At 40.7% G+C, this 15,836-nt stretch carries 12 protein-coding genes and 1 other RNA gene; 1 reads left to right on the plus strand and 12 read right to left on the minus strand.

Features of this window, described 5'->3' with window-relative positions; all coding sequences use genetic code 11:
• Positions 1-10 precede the first annotated feature (10 nt).
• Together ACGHCK_RS00500 and secA are read right to left on the minus strand one after the other, a co-directional pair.
• A complete protein-coding gene (locus tag ACGHCK_RS00500; RefSeq protein WP_251423578.1) occupies positions 11-1,225 on the minus strand; it encodes an accessory Sec system protein translocase subunit SecY2 in 1,215 nt (404 codons plus the stop codon).
• Positions 1,226-1,245: 20 nt separating this feature from the next.
• Complete coding sequence (secA, locus tag ACGHCK_RS00505; protein WP_271328217.1) at positions 1,246-3,633, minus strand: preprotein translocase subunit SecA; 2,388 nt, start codon at positions 3,631-3,633, stop codon at positions 1,246-1,248.
• A gap of 545 nt (positions 3,634-4,178) precedes the next feature.
• Between secA and ACGHCK_RS00510 the strand changes: the two genes are divergently transcribed.
• Positions 4,179-7,157 carry a polysaccharide lyase 8 family protein gene (locus tag ACGHCK_RS00510; RefSeq protein WP_271328216.1) on the plus strand — a complete coding sequence of 993 codons (2,979 nt, stop codon included), beginning with the start codon at positions 4,179-4,181 and terminating at the stop codon, positions 7,155-7,157.
• 169 nt (positions 7,158-7,326) lie between these two features.
• On the opposite strand, the gene ACGHCK_RS00515 is transcribed toward ACGHCK_RS00510, so the two are convergent.
• The 10 genes from ACGHCK_RS00515 to ACGHCK_RS00560 all read right to left on the minus strand — a co-directional run bounded on the left by ACGHCK_RS00515 (position 7,327) and on the right by ACGHCK_RS00560 (position 15,765).
• A complete protein-coding gene (locus ACGHCK_RS00515; RefSeq protein ID WP_251423586.1) occupies positions 7,327-8,961 on the minus strand; it encodes a hypothetical protein in 1,635 nt (544 codons plus the stop codon).
• 101 nt (positions 8,962-9,062) lie between these two features.
• Positions 9,063-9,236: an adenine methyltransferase gene (locus ACGHCK_RS00520; RefSeq protein WP_394304423.1), complete on the minus strand. Its 174-nt coding sequence runs from the start codon at positions 9,234-9,236 to the stop codon at positions 9,063-9,065.
• Positions 9,237-9,349: 113 nt separating this feature from the next.
• Positions 9,350-9,435: signal recognition particle sRNA small type (gene ffs, locus ACGHCK_RS00525), an RNA gene on the minus strand.
• A gap of 69 nt (positions 9,436-9,504) precedes the next feature.
• A complete protein-coding gene (locus tag ACGHCK_RS00530) occupies positions 9,505-9,954 on the minus strand; it encodes a hypothetical protein (RefSeq protein ID WP_202229978.1) in 450 nt (149 codons plus the stop codon).
• Positions 9,955-9,996: 42 nt separating this feature from the next.
• Positions 9,997-10,464, minus strand: coding sequence for a tRNA adenosine(34) deaminase TadA (gene tadA, locus ACGHCK_RS00535; protein WP_251421226.1), 468 nt, complete (start codon positions 10,462-10,464; stop codon positions 9,997-9,999).
• Complete coding sequence (locus tag ACGHCK_RS00540) at positions 10,461-11,210, minus strand: MBL fold metallo-hydrolase (protein ID WP_251421228.1); 750 nt, start codon at positions 11,208-11,210, stop codon at positions 10,461-10,463. Before ACGHCK_RS00540 ends, tadA begins: the two co-directional genes overlap by 4 nt.
• Positions 11,207-11,878: a YoaK family protein gene (locus ACGHCK_RS00545; protein ID WP_202229975.1), complete on the minus strand. Its 672-nt coding sequence runs from the start codon at positions 11,876-11,878 to the stop codon at positions 11,207-11,209. The genes ACGHCK_RS00540 and ACGHCK_RS00545 overlap by 4 nt, the downstream gene beginning before the upstream one ends.
• Positions 11,879-12,165: 287 nt before the next feature.
• Complete coding sequence (locus ACGHCK_RS00550; RefSeq protein WP_202229974.1) at positions 12,166-12,522, minus strand: hypothetical protein; 357 nt, start codon at positions 12,520-12,522, stop codon at positions 12,166-12,168.
• Between the two features lie 529 nt (positions 12,523-13,051).
• Positions 13,052-15,037, minus strand: a complete 1,986-nt coding sequence (locus ACGHCK_RS00555) for an ABC transporter ATP-binding protein/permease (RefSeq protein ID WP_271328015.1) — start codon at positions 15,035-15,037, stop codon at positions 13,052-13,054.
• Positions 15,038-15,123: 86 nt separating this feature from the next.
• Positions 15,124-15,765, minus strand: a complete 642-nt coding sequence (locus tag ACGHCK_RS00560; RefSeq protein WP_251421236.1) for a MarR family winged helix-turn-helix transcriptional regulator — start codon at positions 15,763-15,765, stop codon at positions 15,124-15,126.
• Positions 15,766-15,836: the final 71 nt, after the last annotated feature.

Raw genomic sequence — 15,836 nt, forward strand, 5'->3', positions numbered from 1 at the left:
TTTCCTGCCATCAAAAGATGACATAATGTCGTTTCGCCAAAACAAAGCGAATATCCTCATGCATGGTGTGAACAAAATAAACCATCATAACTAAAGAGGAAAAATAAAAGCTCAAAACAGTAGCTGGTTGATACCAAAGTCCTACCAATAACGGTGTTAAAGAAACCAGTAAGATAAAGCTGTTATTAAGGAAAATAATCCGGTTAAGTTTTTGCCGAATATACTTTTCCGTATCACGACCGGGTCTTACATCAAAAATGTAATCTCCCGATCCTCTAAGCCCCTTAGCAATATCAAAAGACCGTATATTCATATGGGAAAAACCAAAGCCCAGAAGTCCCAAAATCAAACCAAAGGTGAGGATACCTTGCACTGTACTGTAGGAGAAAAAGGTAGTGACTATATAGGCCATCAAATTATTGTTTTGAAAGGCGGGTAAAAACAGCATCACCTGTGGCATTGAAAAAAGGGTAATACCAAACATAAAAGGAAATGCTCCTGAAGTCAAAACCTTAATCGGAATATATGAAGATTTAAAGGCAACTGTCATGGCAGTTTGTTGAACAGGAATCCGGTACTCACTCCGGGCTAAAATAGAAGTTACATAAACCATAACCACTGTTGCTCCACCAATGAAAACGAGTCCCCAAACACTACTGAATAAAGCACTGTCTTGCCCACCTGTCAATAACATTCGCGGCATGTTGGCCAATAATCCAGGAAAAATAAGAATCATCTGCTTGCCCACACCCTTGTCTTTATTGAGATCAGCAATATAGGCAATCACCATACCGCCAGAAGTCAGCAAAAGCAGGAAAAAGAAGTCAACTTGGCTCTGCGAAAAACTAGGAAAATGAGCGTAAAGGATATTCCCCTCGAAGCTCCGCAAGGTCGCCCATGCCTGCAAAATAGCAAAAAGCAAAGTAATTGCGCGGACAATCAAACCAGACTGCTTTTGTGAAAGACTCTTAATCGCATCAACCTCCAACAAACTGAAGAGATTCCAAACAATAAAAGATATCATGTAAGGGCTGAGACCAAGAGAAAAAAGGGTCAATTCTCCTGACTTCCCTGCGGAAATACTGGCAAAAAAATTCATTATGCCATCATTGTTAGCAACCTGTGGCGTGGTACCCGGCAGGTTCAGATGGTTCCCTAGCTGAACGATGGACAGGATTAAAAGTGTTACTGAAAAGCGCTTGATTGCGCCTGAATATTCTTTCATTTTCTACTCTCTTATCTCATTTACGGCAGTTCAATATCCACAGAGCCATCTCGATTGATAAAGAGCTCTGACAAAAGCATGTTACGTGTAATATCAATCCAGAGACGCTCCATACATTCTGTGAAATAGCGATTGGCTTCTTTTTCAAACTCATGCAAAGGGCGCTGTTGTCCAAAAGTCCTACTTTGAACGACTGTTTTTAACTGCACCAAAGCATCTGCCAAATCTATCCAGAGTTGGTCTAAGGATTTAAGAATGATGAAGCGCTGATACATGTAGCCTTGATCTATATGCGGGAAATTTTCTAGAAGCTGCTGATCTTTTTCGGTGATGATGTCGTCCAACAGCTTGCGGAGTGCCTTTACACTCATCTTGTCAAATCCATCTAACCTAGATTGGTCAAAACCATAGTCTAAATTATTAAGAATAAAATCCGAAAATTCAAAGACATTTCGGTTTTTCCTTTCCGCTACAAAATTCTCTGTGGTATGTTTATAGCTCTTTAATATGACTTCCCTAAAATACGTTGGTGTACCTATCAGCACCTTGTTGCGTGTCGCATAGACGCGTTCGCGGAGGACACTAATGACATCGTCAAACTCCAGCGTTGTTTTTCTGCTGTTCACATCTTGATTTTTCTTGTTCTTCTGAGACTTTTCGATGAGGCGCTGAAACTTTTTCTTGTTTAACAATCCTTCTTGCGTTGCAACTTCATCGTCTGGTTTATTTTCCAAGTTTTTACGGAATTTTCGTACCCACTCAGGGGAACTTTCAACGACGACTTTATCTTCGAGAGAAGTATAAAAATACGAATCGCCGGGCTCTCCTTGACGTCCAGCTCGACCTCTTAACTGATTATCGATGCGATCACTAGTCATGCTCTCGGTACCCACAACCATAAGTCCGCCATTTTCCCGGCTAAAATCATCCAACTTAATATCGGTCCCCCGGCCAGCCATAGCTGTAGCTACAGTCACAGCACCACGCTGTCCTGCCTGATGAACAATTCTTTTTTCCTTAGCTGCTGTCGCCGTAGTAGCATTAAGTAAGGAATGGGGAATACGGTTATTCAGAAGTATGAGCGAATAAAGCCGAGATTTAGTGACCGAGCCCGTTGCGATTAGGACAGGACGTTCTGCTGCCACGGCTTTCTTGACCAATTCCAGCGAACTTAGCATCTTAGCTTTGTTACTCAAATAAATGATACTCTTATGATCCTTACGCTTAATCGGTCGGTGCGTCGGGATCGGCACGACGTCAATATCGTATGTGTCACGAATTTCTACTACATCTGTATAGGCAGTCCCCGTCATCCCTGAGAGCACGCGAAACATTTTAAACAAGTTCTGATAGGTGATGGAGCCCATGGATTTGGTTTCCAGAGTAATCGTCACTTCCTCTTTGGCCTCGATAGCTTGGTGCATTCCGCCTTGAAGCTTGGTTCCGACCATCTTGCGGCCATTCATCTCATCGAGGAGAAAGATTTCATCTTCTTCAACCACATAATGACGGCCAACTTCCTGAACATAGTTTGCCTTCAAGGCTAAAACTAAATGCCTGTAATGCACCTGATTTTCTTCTGACAAAATTTCTGGAAGCCCAAAGTAACGGCTGGCATGTGCAATTCCTTCCTCTGTAAACCAAACTTGCTGCTTGTCCTCTGAAATTTCATAGTCTACCTCTTCAGTTAAGCTTTTGACAAACTTATCCGCCAAATGATAAAGGTTGAATTGTAAAGTCGGTGCTCCAGAAATGATTAATGGAATTTGAGCCATATCCAAGAGTATGGCATCCAGCTCATCAATGACTACAAAATTAAAGCCTTGCAAGTACTGTTTTTCCACTTCTGTTGCCAAATTATCTAAAAGATAGTCAAAGCCCAATCCAGAGTGTGTCGTGTAGACGATATCAGACTTGTACACCGCACTACGATCCACTTCCTTATCGTACGCATTGCGCTGTACACCAACGGCTACAGAAAGTCCGAGCCAGCGGTAAACTTTGCCTACTTCTTCAGCATCGCGCCAAGCTAGATATTCATTCGCAGTGACCAAAAAATTTCCTAGACCGGTTAAACCCATAAGATACAGAGCCATTGTAGCAGTCAATGTCTTGCCTTCACCTGTCTTCATCTCAGCTACATTGCCGTGAAAAAGAACAATCGCTCCGAGCACCTGCACATCATAGGGCGCCATTCCCAAGATACGGCGGTCTGCCTCAATAGCAGTTGCATAAGCTTCTGGCAAAATTTGGGCAAGCGTTTCCCCTTTTTGAAGACGCTGCCTGAACTTCTCCGTCTGTGCCCTTAGTTCCTCGTCTGTCATGCTTTGATATTTTGGGGCTAAACCCTTAATCGTCCGAAGAATTTTAATATATTTTCTTTGCTTAAAACCTTTAAACTCAGCCATGGTTATATGTATTCCTTTCTAATTCAGAGGAAAACAAAATCAAGTGTATTTCTGATTTTTCTTCCCAAGAATGAGCATTTCTCTTAGATAACTGTGTGTTCTTGTTCTAAAAGTTTTCTATAAAATCTCATCTCATTAATAATTCTAGGGAAAGATGATTAGATGCTCTCACCCCATTTTCATATTATTCACATCTATTAACTATAACACAATTTCAATTAAATGTAATCCTTTATACATAAAGTGTTAATATACAAAATATTATAAACCAAAAATACATCAATCTGTCATAAGAAAACTTAATGGTCGCGGCAAAGAAAATCCTAGGTTTAGACAAATCTTGCTCCAAGTCAAGATGCAGCAACTTCTAGGACTCTCGCACTGAACCTAGATAATCCTCTTAAAATATCTGTGATGATACGCTTTCCAACACAAAACTACCCTTCACATCTCCGAGCCCTATATTGACAAATCTCTATCAAACTATATACTTATCTTGTCGAATCTCATCTGGGAAAAACAGAACAATTAGAAGGAGAAACCACATGAAAAAAAGATTGCTTTATTTTACAGCAACCTTACTTACACTTCTGTTCCTTAATTTTATAGTCACCCCTCACACTTTGGCGGAGACCTATCATTCTGATTTTTGCAATCATTTGGGAACCTGGAAAAACCTTATCGGTCAAGCGGACAGAAGCATTAGCCATGGACAGTTTGTGATGAGCAACCAAAAAGAAGGAGAACATTATGAAAATGTTTCCCTCATTACAGGAGCAGGTGAGCGAAGTTCTGGTGATTTACAAGTCACCTTTGCTTACAAGGGGCAAAAGAATTTCGGGCTAATTTTTAGAGCTTCAGAAAGCAGTCCTAAAAATTACCAAGCTTTTGTTTATCTCGGTAACGGAAACTGGCAATTAAGCCAGTCTACCCCTAAACAAACGATTGATATTAAAGGACCAAACTTGACTTCTGAGCAGACTTATAAGTTATTACTGCGCTACCAAGGCAGCAGTATCCAAGCCTATCTGAATGAGAAATTAATTTATGATGAGCCTCATGTAAGTTACAGAGAGGGTTCTACTATTGCTGGGGACTGGAAAGGCTACATTGGCTTAGGATTTTTTAATCCCCCCAGTCAGCTGACTGTCTTATCCATTAAGAGTGGAGATATTGGAAGTATCTCTGTCGACGTCGATCCACATGAATTTGTAAAACTGCGGAACAAATGGAAAGAGCAACTGGTCACGGAAAATTATAATCCCAATATACCTTCCCTTGTCAAGTACGTAAAATCTCTCTCTGATAATGCCAAAGTACTTTACCAAAGCATGTCCCTTAATCCTCAGCGCACCTCTCTTTGGTCTTTACAACCTGGAGAAAGTGCTTCTGCACATCTCACGCGGGAGGTTACTAACCTTTATTACTTATCCAAAGCTTATGGTACCCAAGGAACAGACTACTTTCAAGATCCGAAACTTTTAGCCGCAATCCAATCTGGTTTTGATTTTATTGTTAGTCAGAAAGGTTATGATGGCAATAAATATTATGGCAACTGGTGGGATTGGCAGATCGGCATTCCCCAGAAATTTATTGGGAGTTTGATGATTCTTGGGGATAAGATATCAGAGGAGTCTCTACAGCGTTACACCCAAGCCCTCTCTGCCTATGTTCCCAACCCCTATCAGCAGCTCTACACAAAGCCACAAGAGATATTTGTTGATCTGTCTTTTGTCCCCAACTTTTCAACTACAGGCGCAAACCGAACTGACTTAGCCTTATCTGTACTAGGTTTAGGCATCTTACAAAAGGATGAAAACAAGATAGAATGTGCTTCAAATAGCATTAAAGAAGTTTTTCAACTGGTGAGTCAAGGTGATGGCTTTTATTCCGACGGCTCCTTCATTCAGCATAACAAGATTCCTTATACAGGCGCCTATGGCAATGTCCTCATCAATGGCATCGGGCAAATCTTAGCGCTAACCCAAGGCTCCCCCTTTGAGATGGACAACCAGTCTGTTTCCAACTTTGTCAATATTGTCGAGTCCTCATTCCTCCCCTTAATTTATCAAGGAACAATGTTACCAAGTGTCAACGGCCGTTCCATATCCCGTGCTCCCAAGGACGATCAGATGGGCTGTAGCACTATGTATAACTTGCTCACTGTAGCTGCTCTGGCTCCAGTAGATGTCCAAAAGAAGTTGCAAGAAGCTGTCAAATATTGGATACAAGAAAACCCAGATTATTATTTGAACAATCCGAGAAACTATAATAGCCTACAGTTGGTTCTTTCTTTACTGGCAGATAATACCATTTCTGGACAGAAGCCTCCCTTTATTGGCACAAAAAATTTTTCCTCAATGGATCGTTTTGTTCAAAGCACTCCCAATTATCTGCTAAACTTAAGTCTCTACTCCAATCGCATTTATTCCTTTGAAGCAGGAAATGGTGAAAATAAGCACGGTTGGCATACTGGGGATGGTATGCTCTATCTCTACAACAATGACGGTGTACAGTTTGGAAGCAGTTATTGGCCTACAGTTGATCCCTATCGCCTTCCTGGGACTACGGTTGATACTGTAGCCTTGCAGGATGAAGCTTCTTACTTTACCACCATAACCTCACTTGAAACTTGGGTCGGCGGAGTAGCCTCAGAAAATCAGGCAGTCATGGGCATGTCCCTCAACAAAGAGGGCACAAAAAATAACGGTATCCTTCTCCCCATGAATCTCCGCGCAAAAAAATCATGGTTTATTTTGGATAACCAGACTATCGCTCTAGGTGCAGGCATTAGTGGCGATACTACAGCTGATATCGAAACCATTGTTGATAATCGCTTGCTCAACACTACTTATCACTATCAATTGCTGTCCAGTACAGGACTCATAAATACACGTTCTGAAAAAGAAAAAATGGACTGGCTCCTGCTACAGTCCAATCAGCAAAAGGTCTCTATCGGCTACATTTTCCCAACTGCGCAGGAGATAAGGCTGCAGTCTGAAAAGCGCACAGGAACCTACGCTGCCATCAACACCGCTTTCCCCAGTGATACCACTTATACAGGAGACTACTGGAAATTCATAATCAACCACGGAAAAAATCCCATAAATGCCAGCTATGCCTATGTCATTTTCCCTGGCGCAACGCCGGATATTCTGAAAAATTACAATAAAAACAAGGATTTAAAAATCCTCTCCAATACTGCCAGCATCCAAGCAGTACAGATGGACAAAGTAGGATATTTAGGGATTAACTTTTGGGAGAGTTCAGGCGGGACAATAGCTGGCATCACGAGTGACAAGCCCATATCTTTTATGAAACAAACTAAAGCCAAAGAAATCCTCTACACCATCTCCGATCCCACGCAATCCAACGAAACTGTCCATATTCATCTGCCCCAAACTTCCCAGAACATTCTCTCCATGAGTGAGGGCATATCCTTTGATGAGGTTACACACAGCTTTATCGTTGATTTTTCAGGCAGTGCAGGACAGGCAAAACAAATTGTTTTAGGTTCATATTAGGGTAAACCCTCGAGGTATATTTTCTTTGATTTTGGAGACGAAAAAATGGGAGACGCTGTTTTTTATGTGGTGAATTTCTCTAAGCCGAGGACTTTTTATTGGTTTTTAGGGTATAAAGACAAGGCTTCTTTTTGAGATTCCTTGTTCGTATTCATTTTTATTGGTTTGTTTATTGGTGGATAATCAATGCGGGACGGATAGCATCATTACCTAGACGTTCACCATTTGCTATCCAATTCCTTAATTCCCCATCTGGTCCTATTGCTACCATAGAATTACCAACATGCGGCGTTCGAAGGTGATGAACCCCAGGATTAGCTGCTCTTCGTGATGCCATATTCGGAAAAGCCTTTCCTTCCCCTGATAAACGTTGCACATCTGCTAGAGAAAGTCCAAAAGCCCGCTTCGTCCCTCCTGAAACTACTTTAGTTATATCTGCTGCAACATCTGGTCTTAGTTCGCCGTCAAGTATCCACCCGCTAATACCATCTACCCACTCAGCTTGATTAAATAAAACTTGATGATTACCTCTGACAAACTCAGTTGCAACAGGAGCCACAATATCTCGGGTTTCTTGCCTGAGATCCCTGTACCATGTTGCTACTACTCCCTCTATAGATTGACCCGCTGCACTGATATGTGTTATTCTATGATTCCTAATAATCAGATGATTTCCGTCCTCCATATTCTCAAGATAGCGATACTGCTCCCCAGCCATAGTAAAGATACGTCCCGGATACATGGCGCTGAATCTAAACTCATCGGGATGACTGTCCTCATCATAAGCTGGATTTTCAAAGTTATCATCCACTGCATTATTACGAATACCACGAAGCAGACGTTCTACCTCTCCACTTTCTGGCTCATTTTCAAAGTCGCGGTCTGGCGTAATCAATTGACTGTCCACATGGATAGCGTAGTAATAAGAACCACGAATATCATGTGCTATCTCTGTCATCACCGCTGCATCAAGTAGGTAAGAACTGGTTTCTCCCTCCTGCAGTTGACTGGCCCAGTAAGCCCAACCTGTCTCATGGTCGATTACCCAGAAGTCGCCGATTTTATGCTCATTGGGTAAAGCAGACCATTGCTGAAGTGTAAGTGGGGCACGGTCTTGTGCTAAATTTTGCGCTGTTGTACGTTCAACGCCTTCAAGGGCACCGGGCCAGATTGTACTTGTTGGGCCTTGACCATTTGTATAGCTCTCTCCTTCTTGCCAGTAGGCATCCTCACCCGTACCCGGATGAGTGGCTCCATCTGTGCTTCCATCTGTAGCGCCAGTTCCAGCGATATAGTCCCGTGCATGGCCTGCTGCAGCCGTCATCAGGTCGTTCTCCACATGGTTGAAGGTGGGCAAGTACCAAGGTGCATATTCTCCTTCACGAGTCCAACCAAAGGTCAAGTTGGCATATTGGTTAAAATAAGCAGAGTCCCCTACACGGGTAGTGAGCGTGTTTCCTTCTGGAATGTAGGTGGTCCAAGTTTCAATTGCTTCCCGCTCAGTATTGGGCACTACAGGTGTAAACTCTGTTTCTCCTCTGCCTCGAATTTCCATAAACTCAGACAGACGAATCCTAGCCATGATAGGTTCTTCTCCATAGTTTTCGACAAAGACGTCCTTGTTTTCCGTGTCACGGTTATAGTAATCATGAACACGACCACCAACTTCGAATGCATTATCTCTTAGGCGGTCGTTAATGGCGCGTTGGTTGAAGGCGGTAAAGGCGAATGTCCCTGCAATCAGCAGAAGGAGTGTGAACAGAACTAGGGCAATCCCCAGTTTTCTCTTGTTTTTTACGTGCATTTTGTTTTTCCTCTTTTTTTTAGTTTTTTCGGTTGGAAGTGATGTTGAATAGGAGTACTCTCAGGTATATGACCAGCAGCACACGGCAAAAAACGTCCCAGTTATCCGGAACGTTTTGGTGCATGGAGAAAAGAGCGGCAATCTACCGCTTGTTTATGTGCTGTGCTGTGCTGTGCTGTGCTGTGCTGTGCTGTGCTGTGCTGTGCTGTCTGATTATAGAGCATGGCTTTTTCCTCGTCAAGTATATTGTACACATTAAGTAACACAATATACATATTATATAATGTTATTGTAATCTTTTTCTTACCAAATTCAAAATGATTTCCTTTGTGATGAAGCTATTTTTCATATTCTTATAAAATAGTATGCCGTCATTTATATTTTGAGCAAAAAAAAAGAGCACATAAGCTCCATACTTAGTGCTGCTACCGTCAGGTCCTGACACGCTTCGTAAGAAACTTATTGCTCCGAAAGTTATTATAACATATTTCTGCTTCTTTTGACAAGTCGTGCTATTTTTATCTTCGCCTATAAGGCTCTCTTTCACTTCTTCCCTTTATAAGCCTGCACTGCCTCGTTATAATCCTCTTTCATTCTTGGAAATTGTTTTTTAATAGCCTGAGCAGCAACAAAATAAAAAGCAATAACTAAAATCAATAGTGCAAAGTTTATCAAAGAGAGAATCGCTGCAGTTAAGTTTACTTCAGGATGAGCAATGAGACTCATAACGTAAAAAACAGACAAGACGTTATAAACATAGTAAAGAATAGGTGCAACATGACAAATTTTAGGCGCTTGAATTTTTTTGTAATTGACGTGCGTAATAATAGCAAAGACGAAGATAATCATTCCAGCTGCATTAACCGTAAAGCCCAAAAAAACTGCGATAAATAATACAATCAGGGCAACTGGAATACTGATACTGTTGAGCCATGCGCGATAGGGAGCCGTTTTTTCTTTGTAATCTTGTTTTGTTATTTTTTCTATTTCCATAATTTCATCCTTAATTTCTAATATTTTATATTTTCTCAAAAGCTACTTTTTTCTTCTCTTTTGGAAGAAAGTTTGCATGATATCTGCGCATTCTGTTTCTAAAACACCGCCTTGGACGGCCACTCTATGGTTGAGACGTGTATCTTCCAAAATCTGATACAAACTCACTGCGGCCCCAAATTTTGGATTCGTCGCGCCAAAGTAAACTTCTGGTATACGCGCTAAACCGATTGCTCCGGCACACATAACACATGGTTCAATAGTGACAAATAAAGCACAGTCTAACAAGCGCCAGTTTCCCACAACTTCGTTGGCAGCTTCAATCGCACAGATTTCCGCATGGTGGGTTGCTCGTCCATCAAGTTCACGCCGATTAAAAGCTCGGGCGATTATTTCTCCTTCGCGCACAATAACTACACCAATGGGTACTTCTTCATTTGCTGCTGCCTTCTCAGCTTCAAGCAGCGCTTGTCCCATAAAATATTCTTTTTCTTCCTGAGTAAATGTCATTCTACCGTCCATTTCATATGCGGTTGAGCTAAGTCTACCGGAAGATTTCCTGCTGCTTCCTGTGCCTCGTCTCGTAAAACATGTAAATCCCCAACCTGCGGCAAATGTGTGAGAATTAATTTTTTCACATTGGCTTGTGCAGCAATTTCCCCTGCCTCTACACTGGACAAGTGATTAGGCATGTGGGAGTATTTGGTATAGTGCTCTTTGAAAAAATAAACATCAGCAAGCAAAATATTCGCATCTTTTGAAAAATCGACAAGTTCTGAAAAATAGCCTGTGTCGCCTGTGTAAACCAAAACTTGTCCTGTTTCTCTCTCAACGATACGCATGGCATAACAAGTAACAGGATGCACTGTTTTTAAGAACTGAATATCAAAAGGACCGACAGTGCTACCGTTTTTGATGTCATAAGCAATACCTTGGCTGACATTTTCCAAAGATAATTTTGCAAATTCGTGTTCATTCTCTTGATGCCCATAAATAGGCAAAATTTCAGGTTTCACCGTTTGCAGCTGACGGTACTGACGCAAGACGCCTAGGTCTGCAATGTGGTCTTCATGATAGTGGCTCAAGATGATTGCATCCAAATCATTGGGCGAAAGTTCATGTTCAAGTTCCGTCACGGCACGTGAACCTGCATCTAATAAAAGATTAAATCCCTCCTCACTTTGCAACAAATAAGAAGTTGTGCCGGCATCACGTGTGGGATAGCCGCCCCATACACCAAGTGCTGTCAGTTTCATATTTTCTCCTCTCTTTCAAACCTCAACATAAGGTAAACAATGATTAAAAATGTACTTGATACAAGTAACGTCCAGTTTCCAAAGATATCTGCACTATAGGTCCCTAATATCGTACCCAAGAAGAAAGAGGCCACCAGACTTGCAAATACCCGAAAATTTTGTAAATAATGCTGTTCATGTGTCAAACTATACTGTGTTAAGTTAACCATGGTAGCTTTTAAATTCCCAGTCATCATAATACTTCCATAGGGCAGTCCCCTTGTTTTACTAAATGTGTCATGCTGAATAGCCATAAAAAACGACAAAAAACCAACAAAAATAGACACCGGTAACTTTAAAAAGGTCACATAAAGCAATGTGAAAAGGGTTACCCCAGACCACTGCAGCAAAAGAAGATAGAGTGTATCTGGCTTATACTTTTTTCTCAGATAATAAGAATAAATATTTTTAAAAATGACACCACAAGAAAAAAAGAGCACAGGAATCATAAAGTCAAGCACACGTATAAAGTTACCTTTTGCCAAATAAACAGCCGCCTGAATCATGTTCCCCGTCTGCATCCCTATAAAACGCCCGCTAAAGTGGAAAAAGGAAAAAGCATCCATAAATCCCGCATTCATCGCTAAAATGGAAGCAACTCTTAATCTTTCTCTCATTTCGATGTTCATAGTATTCATTATAGCACATTCTGAAAGGCAAGGTTCACTATAGCTTAGTCAAGCAGTTGGAAATTCCTAGTTTAATACAACATAAGCTATGACGTAATCATCTTTTTTAGATAACACTATATTTTAGGGCCTTATGAAAAAATAGAGCTTTTGCCTAAAATCAGTCAAGCTCCTATTTTATCCTAATATTTTTGTCCTTAGCCTCATTTTTAAAGGCGTTCTACCGCCTGCTTCTGCTCTTCAATAACTTCTGCCCCTTATCCTCCACAGTTGCTAAGTAGAAGCCTTCATTCAAGAACAGCTTCCTCTCCTGATGTATAGATTACTTTTACTTTTTCATCTGTACTTCCCATTTTCAAGCCTTTACCACTGTGGAAGCCAAAACTTCCTATTATTACCGAATTCCCTCTGATAACAGTTCCATCGGTTTCTTCTATATCAAAGTCAACATTTTTAATCCCAGGGGATGACTCATAAAGAGCTGTAAACGTAATTTTTTTAATGTCTTTCACCTTATCTTTTATCTCAATTGCTGTCTGTTTCTCTAATTCTATACGGTCATGTTCTTTACTTTTCATATACAGTGTTTCTCCAATAGCTAATGCTAAAATAACAAACAATGCAACGATTATTCCTACTGCCATTCTCTTTTTCTGTTTCGACATCTTTTGTTCCTTTGTAAAAAAAGTAGCCGCTTGGACTACAGGTTATTTCGATGAGACTCCCAAACCGTGAACTCTTATGCCCACCTTCTGCGGCCATGTCCACATATTTTTTCTTCAGTTACTGATTAATACTTTCTAGCACTTCTTCGAACGTTTGAATATTTTGATAGAGTGGCTTCTGCTGTTCTAAGTAAGTTTGGAACTCTTGACTTCTTCACCCTCTGCGAGTGTAGTTGCCATTGAATTTACAAGTTGAAGTACTTATTGTTTAAATTCTTCAAGCATGACACAAAGTGCTGGCCTTTTCATTCTCTGCAAGAAAAAATAAGAATGCTGATTTTTTCTTAATTTTATTTTATCAATCTCCCCCGTCATTGTCAAAGGTATAACAGACATCCTCTAGGTGGAAGATGATTTTTACATTTATTTTGTCTTCTCAACAGATGCAATGTAAGAAAAAGTCCATAAAAAATAAGCTCTGATTCAAACAGAACTTATTCTAATTTTTTTAATCTGCAGCCAAAGCCTCGATTGTATTTAAACGTGCAGCACGCGCAGCAGGAGCAAAGCTTGAAAGTAAAGCAATGATTACCGCAATGATAACTGCAAAGACAATATGCCCTAAAGTGATTTGAACAATATTTCCACCAACTAAACTGTGGAGTGCTTTATTGATAATTCCTTGACCAGCATAGGCAAAAGCAATAGCAATTCCCGCTGATGCCAATCCAAGGATAACACTTTCTGCAGTAAACATCCGTGACACATCCTTACGACGACCACCTAATGCGCGAAGCACACCGATTTCTTTTGTACGTTCAGCAACAGACATGTAAGTCGTCACCACAATCATAAAGATTGACACAATCAAGCTGATACCAGCAATTGCTGCTAAAACGGTCGAAACGATACCTGTGATATTTGTAATTGTATCAAGCATACTGCCGATATTAGCTGAAGCGAACACCAGTTTATCATTATCTTTGATAGCATTGATTTTGTTGCTCACTTCTTTAACATGATCGGTTTCGGTAACAGTGACATAGACTGTATTTGGCATTGCTTCTACGTTGTTTGCTTTGAGCATTGTTTCTAAAGCTTCCACAGAAGTTATCACCCCAGAAACTGGAATTTCTTGCAAAATACCCGAAATTTCCATTTCTTGTGTAATGGTCACTGGGCTATTGTTTTCATCTAAAGTTTGGAAGCTGACTTTCACGTTTTTTCCAATCACTGCATTCCAGTCCTTGGCCTCATAGGCTTTTGGATCAAATTTCTTCATGTCTAATTCAGAAATAACAATCTGATTTCCTTTAGGTTTTGAACCAGCCTGTAAACTTGAAGACTGAATCATCGGCGTCCATGACATGATGGTTTGGCTTCTTGCCGTCTGACCACCGTAATCTAAACTAACAACGCCTACTTTTGTGATTCCTTCATTTACTTCTTTGACATTATCCAAGGCTTTTAATTTGCTGATATTATCTTCTGAGATACTGAGCATTGCTTGCTGCGCCATCGAAAAAGCTTCGTTAGTGTCCTCACCTTGATTGTTTATCGGATCGCGTTTAACGACAGAGATAATATTAGGATTGGCCAGACTTGTCACCTGATCATTCATATACTTTGTTGCCCCGGTACCTAGGCCAAGAAAGAAAATAACGGAAAAGAGGCCTATAGCTGTTCCCAGCGCAATGAGAAGATTTATTTTCCAAGTATTTGTAAAATGTTTGAAAGCAGTCTTAACCACATCTCCATACGAGAGGGCTTTGGTCTGGAAAGGCTTTATCTCATGAGGTACAGGATAAGCTGGTTTAGCACGCTCATCCCCAGTAATCTGACCGTCTGCTAGACGAATAGTACGTGTACCATAATCCGCAACTTCTTGCGAGTGAGTCACGACAATGACTGTTTTACCAGATTGTGCAATTTGACGGAGAAGTGCCAAAACTTCTTTGGTATTCTGCGAGTCAAGAGCTCCTGTAGGTTCATCTGCAAGAATGATTTCCGGATCACTAGCTAAAGCACGAGCAATGGCTACACGCTGCTTTTGCCCACCCGAAAGTTGAGCTGGCTTTTTCTTACGGTGTTCATAAAGTCCAACTTGTTTTGTCAGCTCAAGCGCACGTTCCATACGTTCTTTTTCAGACAAACTTGTCATTTTTAAGCTAATCAAAATATTATCAAGAACGCTCAAATAATTAATCAAGTTAAAAGATTGGAAAATAAAGCCGATAGTATCACGACGGTAGGCATCCATGTCTTTTTCTTTTTTCGTCTTTTGTGCCACACCATCAATGACAACATCACCGTCATATTCTCGGTCAAGTCCACCGATGATATTCATCAGCGTTGACTTCCCACCTCCAGACTCTCCGAGTAGACTCACAAAGTCTCCACGTTCAAACTCAAGATTAATTCCTTTAAGAACTGGAAACTCTTCTTTGCCTAGAAAATACGATTTTCTAATATTTTTTAATTCTAATACTGGCATAATTTCTTCTTTCTAAAATAAAGATATATCCATTATACCTTAAATATATCAACTGAGCTTAGGACCTAAGACTGATTTCCCCTCTTTTAAAAATCATCCCAGTTTTCTGATCTTTTATTTCGTGGCTGATAAGGGAAGTTCCATGGCTTATGCGCTTCTCTCATATGATGGCACATTTCTTTTCTCATTTTTTCTTCCATTTCTCTTCCCATATGGTGTATCATACGAGGATCAAAGTTGTCAGGTCGCATACCTGCAAGGTGAAAATCAATTTCTTCCTCTCCCTTGATGCTTTCTTCCAACTTTTCTAAGATGCGAATGAATGTCACTTGTTCTTCTTTGGTCAAATGACCAAAAATCCCTTCCGACAAGTCATCTTGACTTTCCTTATAGTCAACTTGGGCTTGTTTGCCTTCTTCCGTCAAGAATACACGACTCACGCGCTTGTCATTTTCATCTGTCACACGTTTGACCAGACCACGCTGTTCTAAACTTTTTACTTGAGCTGTGACACTTGAAGGCCGAATATCAAGGAGTTCTGCAATTTCTGCATTGGTTAATCCATCTGTTTTCCAAAGCTCAACAAGTAAACCTTGAGCACCCATACGAGGCTTCCTCTCCCCAAGCTTGCTTGACATTCTTTCCCTATGCAAAGCCATGATAAGTTGTGGGTTATGTAGTAATTTTGAAAATAGGCTGAGTAATTTATTCGTTTCTGCTGACATCATCTTCCCCTTTCTTTATTTAGTTTCTTTTTAAAAGAAGCTAACGAAATATATTTTAAAGTATTTATTTCGCT

It is taken from the genome of Lactococcus muris, assembly GCF_042849115.1.
Taxonomy (GTDB): Bacteria; Bacillota; Bacilli; order Lactobacillales; family Streptococcaceae; genus Lactococcus; species Lactococcus muris.

Excerpts from the sequence above, each read along its gene's own strand:
- ACGHCK_RS00540 (WP_251421228.1), bottom strand. The coding sequence starts at position 11,210 with ATGAAACTGACAGCACTTGGTGTATGGGGCGGCTATCCCACACGTGAT.
- ACGHCK_RS00510 (WP_271328216.1), top strand. The coding sequence starts at position 4,179 with ATGAAAAAAAGATTGCTTTATTTTACAGCAACCTTACTTACACTTCTG.
- ACGHCK_RS00530 (WP_202229978.1), bottom strand. The coding sequence starts at position 9,954 with ATGGAAATAGAAAAAATAACAAAACAAGATTACAAAGAAAAAACGGCT.
- ACGHCK_RS00515 (WP_251423586.1), bottom strand. The coding sequence starts at position 8,961 with ATGCACGTAAAAAACAAGAGAAAACTGGGGATTGCCCTAGTTCTGTTC.
- secA (WP_271328217.1), bottom strand. The coding sequence starts at position 3,633 with ATGGCTGAGTTTAAAGGTTTTAAGCAAAGAAAATATATTAAAATTCTT.
- tadA (WP_251421226.1), bottom strand. The coding sequence starts at position 10,464 with ATGACATTTACTCAGGAAGAAAAAGAATATTTTATGGGACAAGCGCTG.
- ACGHCK_RS00500 (WP_251423578.1), bottom strand. The coding sequence starts at position 1,225 with ATGAAAGAATATTCAGGCGCAATCAAGCGCTTTTCAGTAACACTTTTA.
- ACGHCK_RS00550 (WP_202229974.1), bottom strand. The coding sequence starts at position 12,522 with ATGGCAGTAGGAATAATCGTTGCATTGTTTGTTATTTTAGCATTAGCT.
- ACGHCK_RS00555 (WP_271328015.1), bottom strand. The coding sequence starts at position 15,037 with ATGCCAGTATTAGAATTAAAAAATATTAGAAAATCGTATTTTCTAGGC.
- ACGHCK_RS00560 (WP_251421236.1), bottom strand. The coding sequence starts at position 15,765 with ATGATGTCAGCAGAAACGAATAAATTACTCAGCCTATTTTCAAAATTA.
- ACGHCK_RS00520 (WP_394304423.1), bottom strand. The coding sequence starts at position 9,236 with ATGTATATTGTGTTACTTAATGTGTACAATATACTTGACGAGGAAAAA.
- ACGHCK_RS00545 (WP_202229975.1), bottom strand. The coding sequence starts at position 11,878 with ATGAACATCGAAATGAGAGAAAGATTAAGAGTTGCTTCCATTTTAGCG.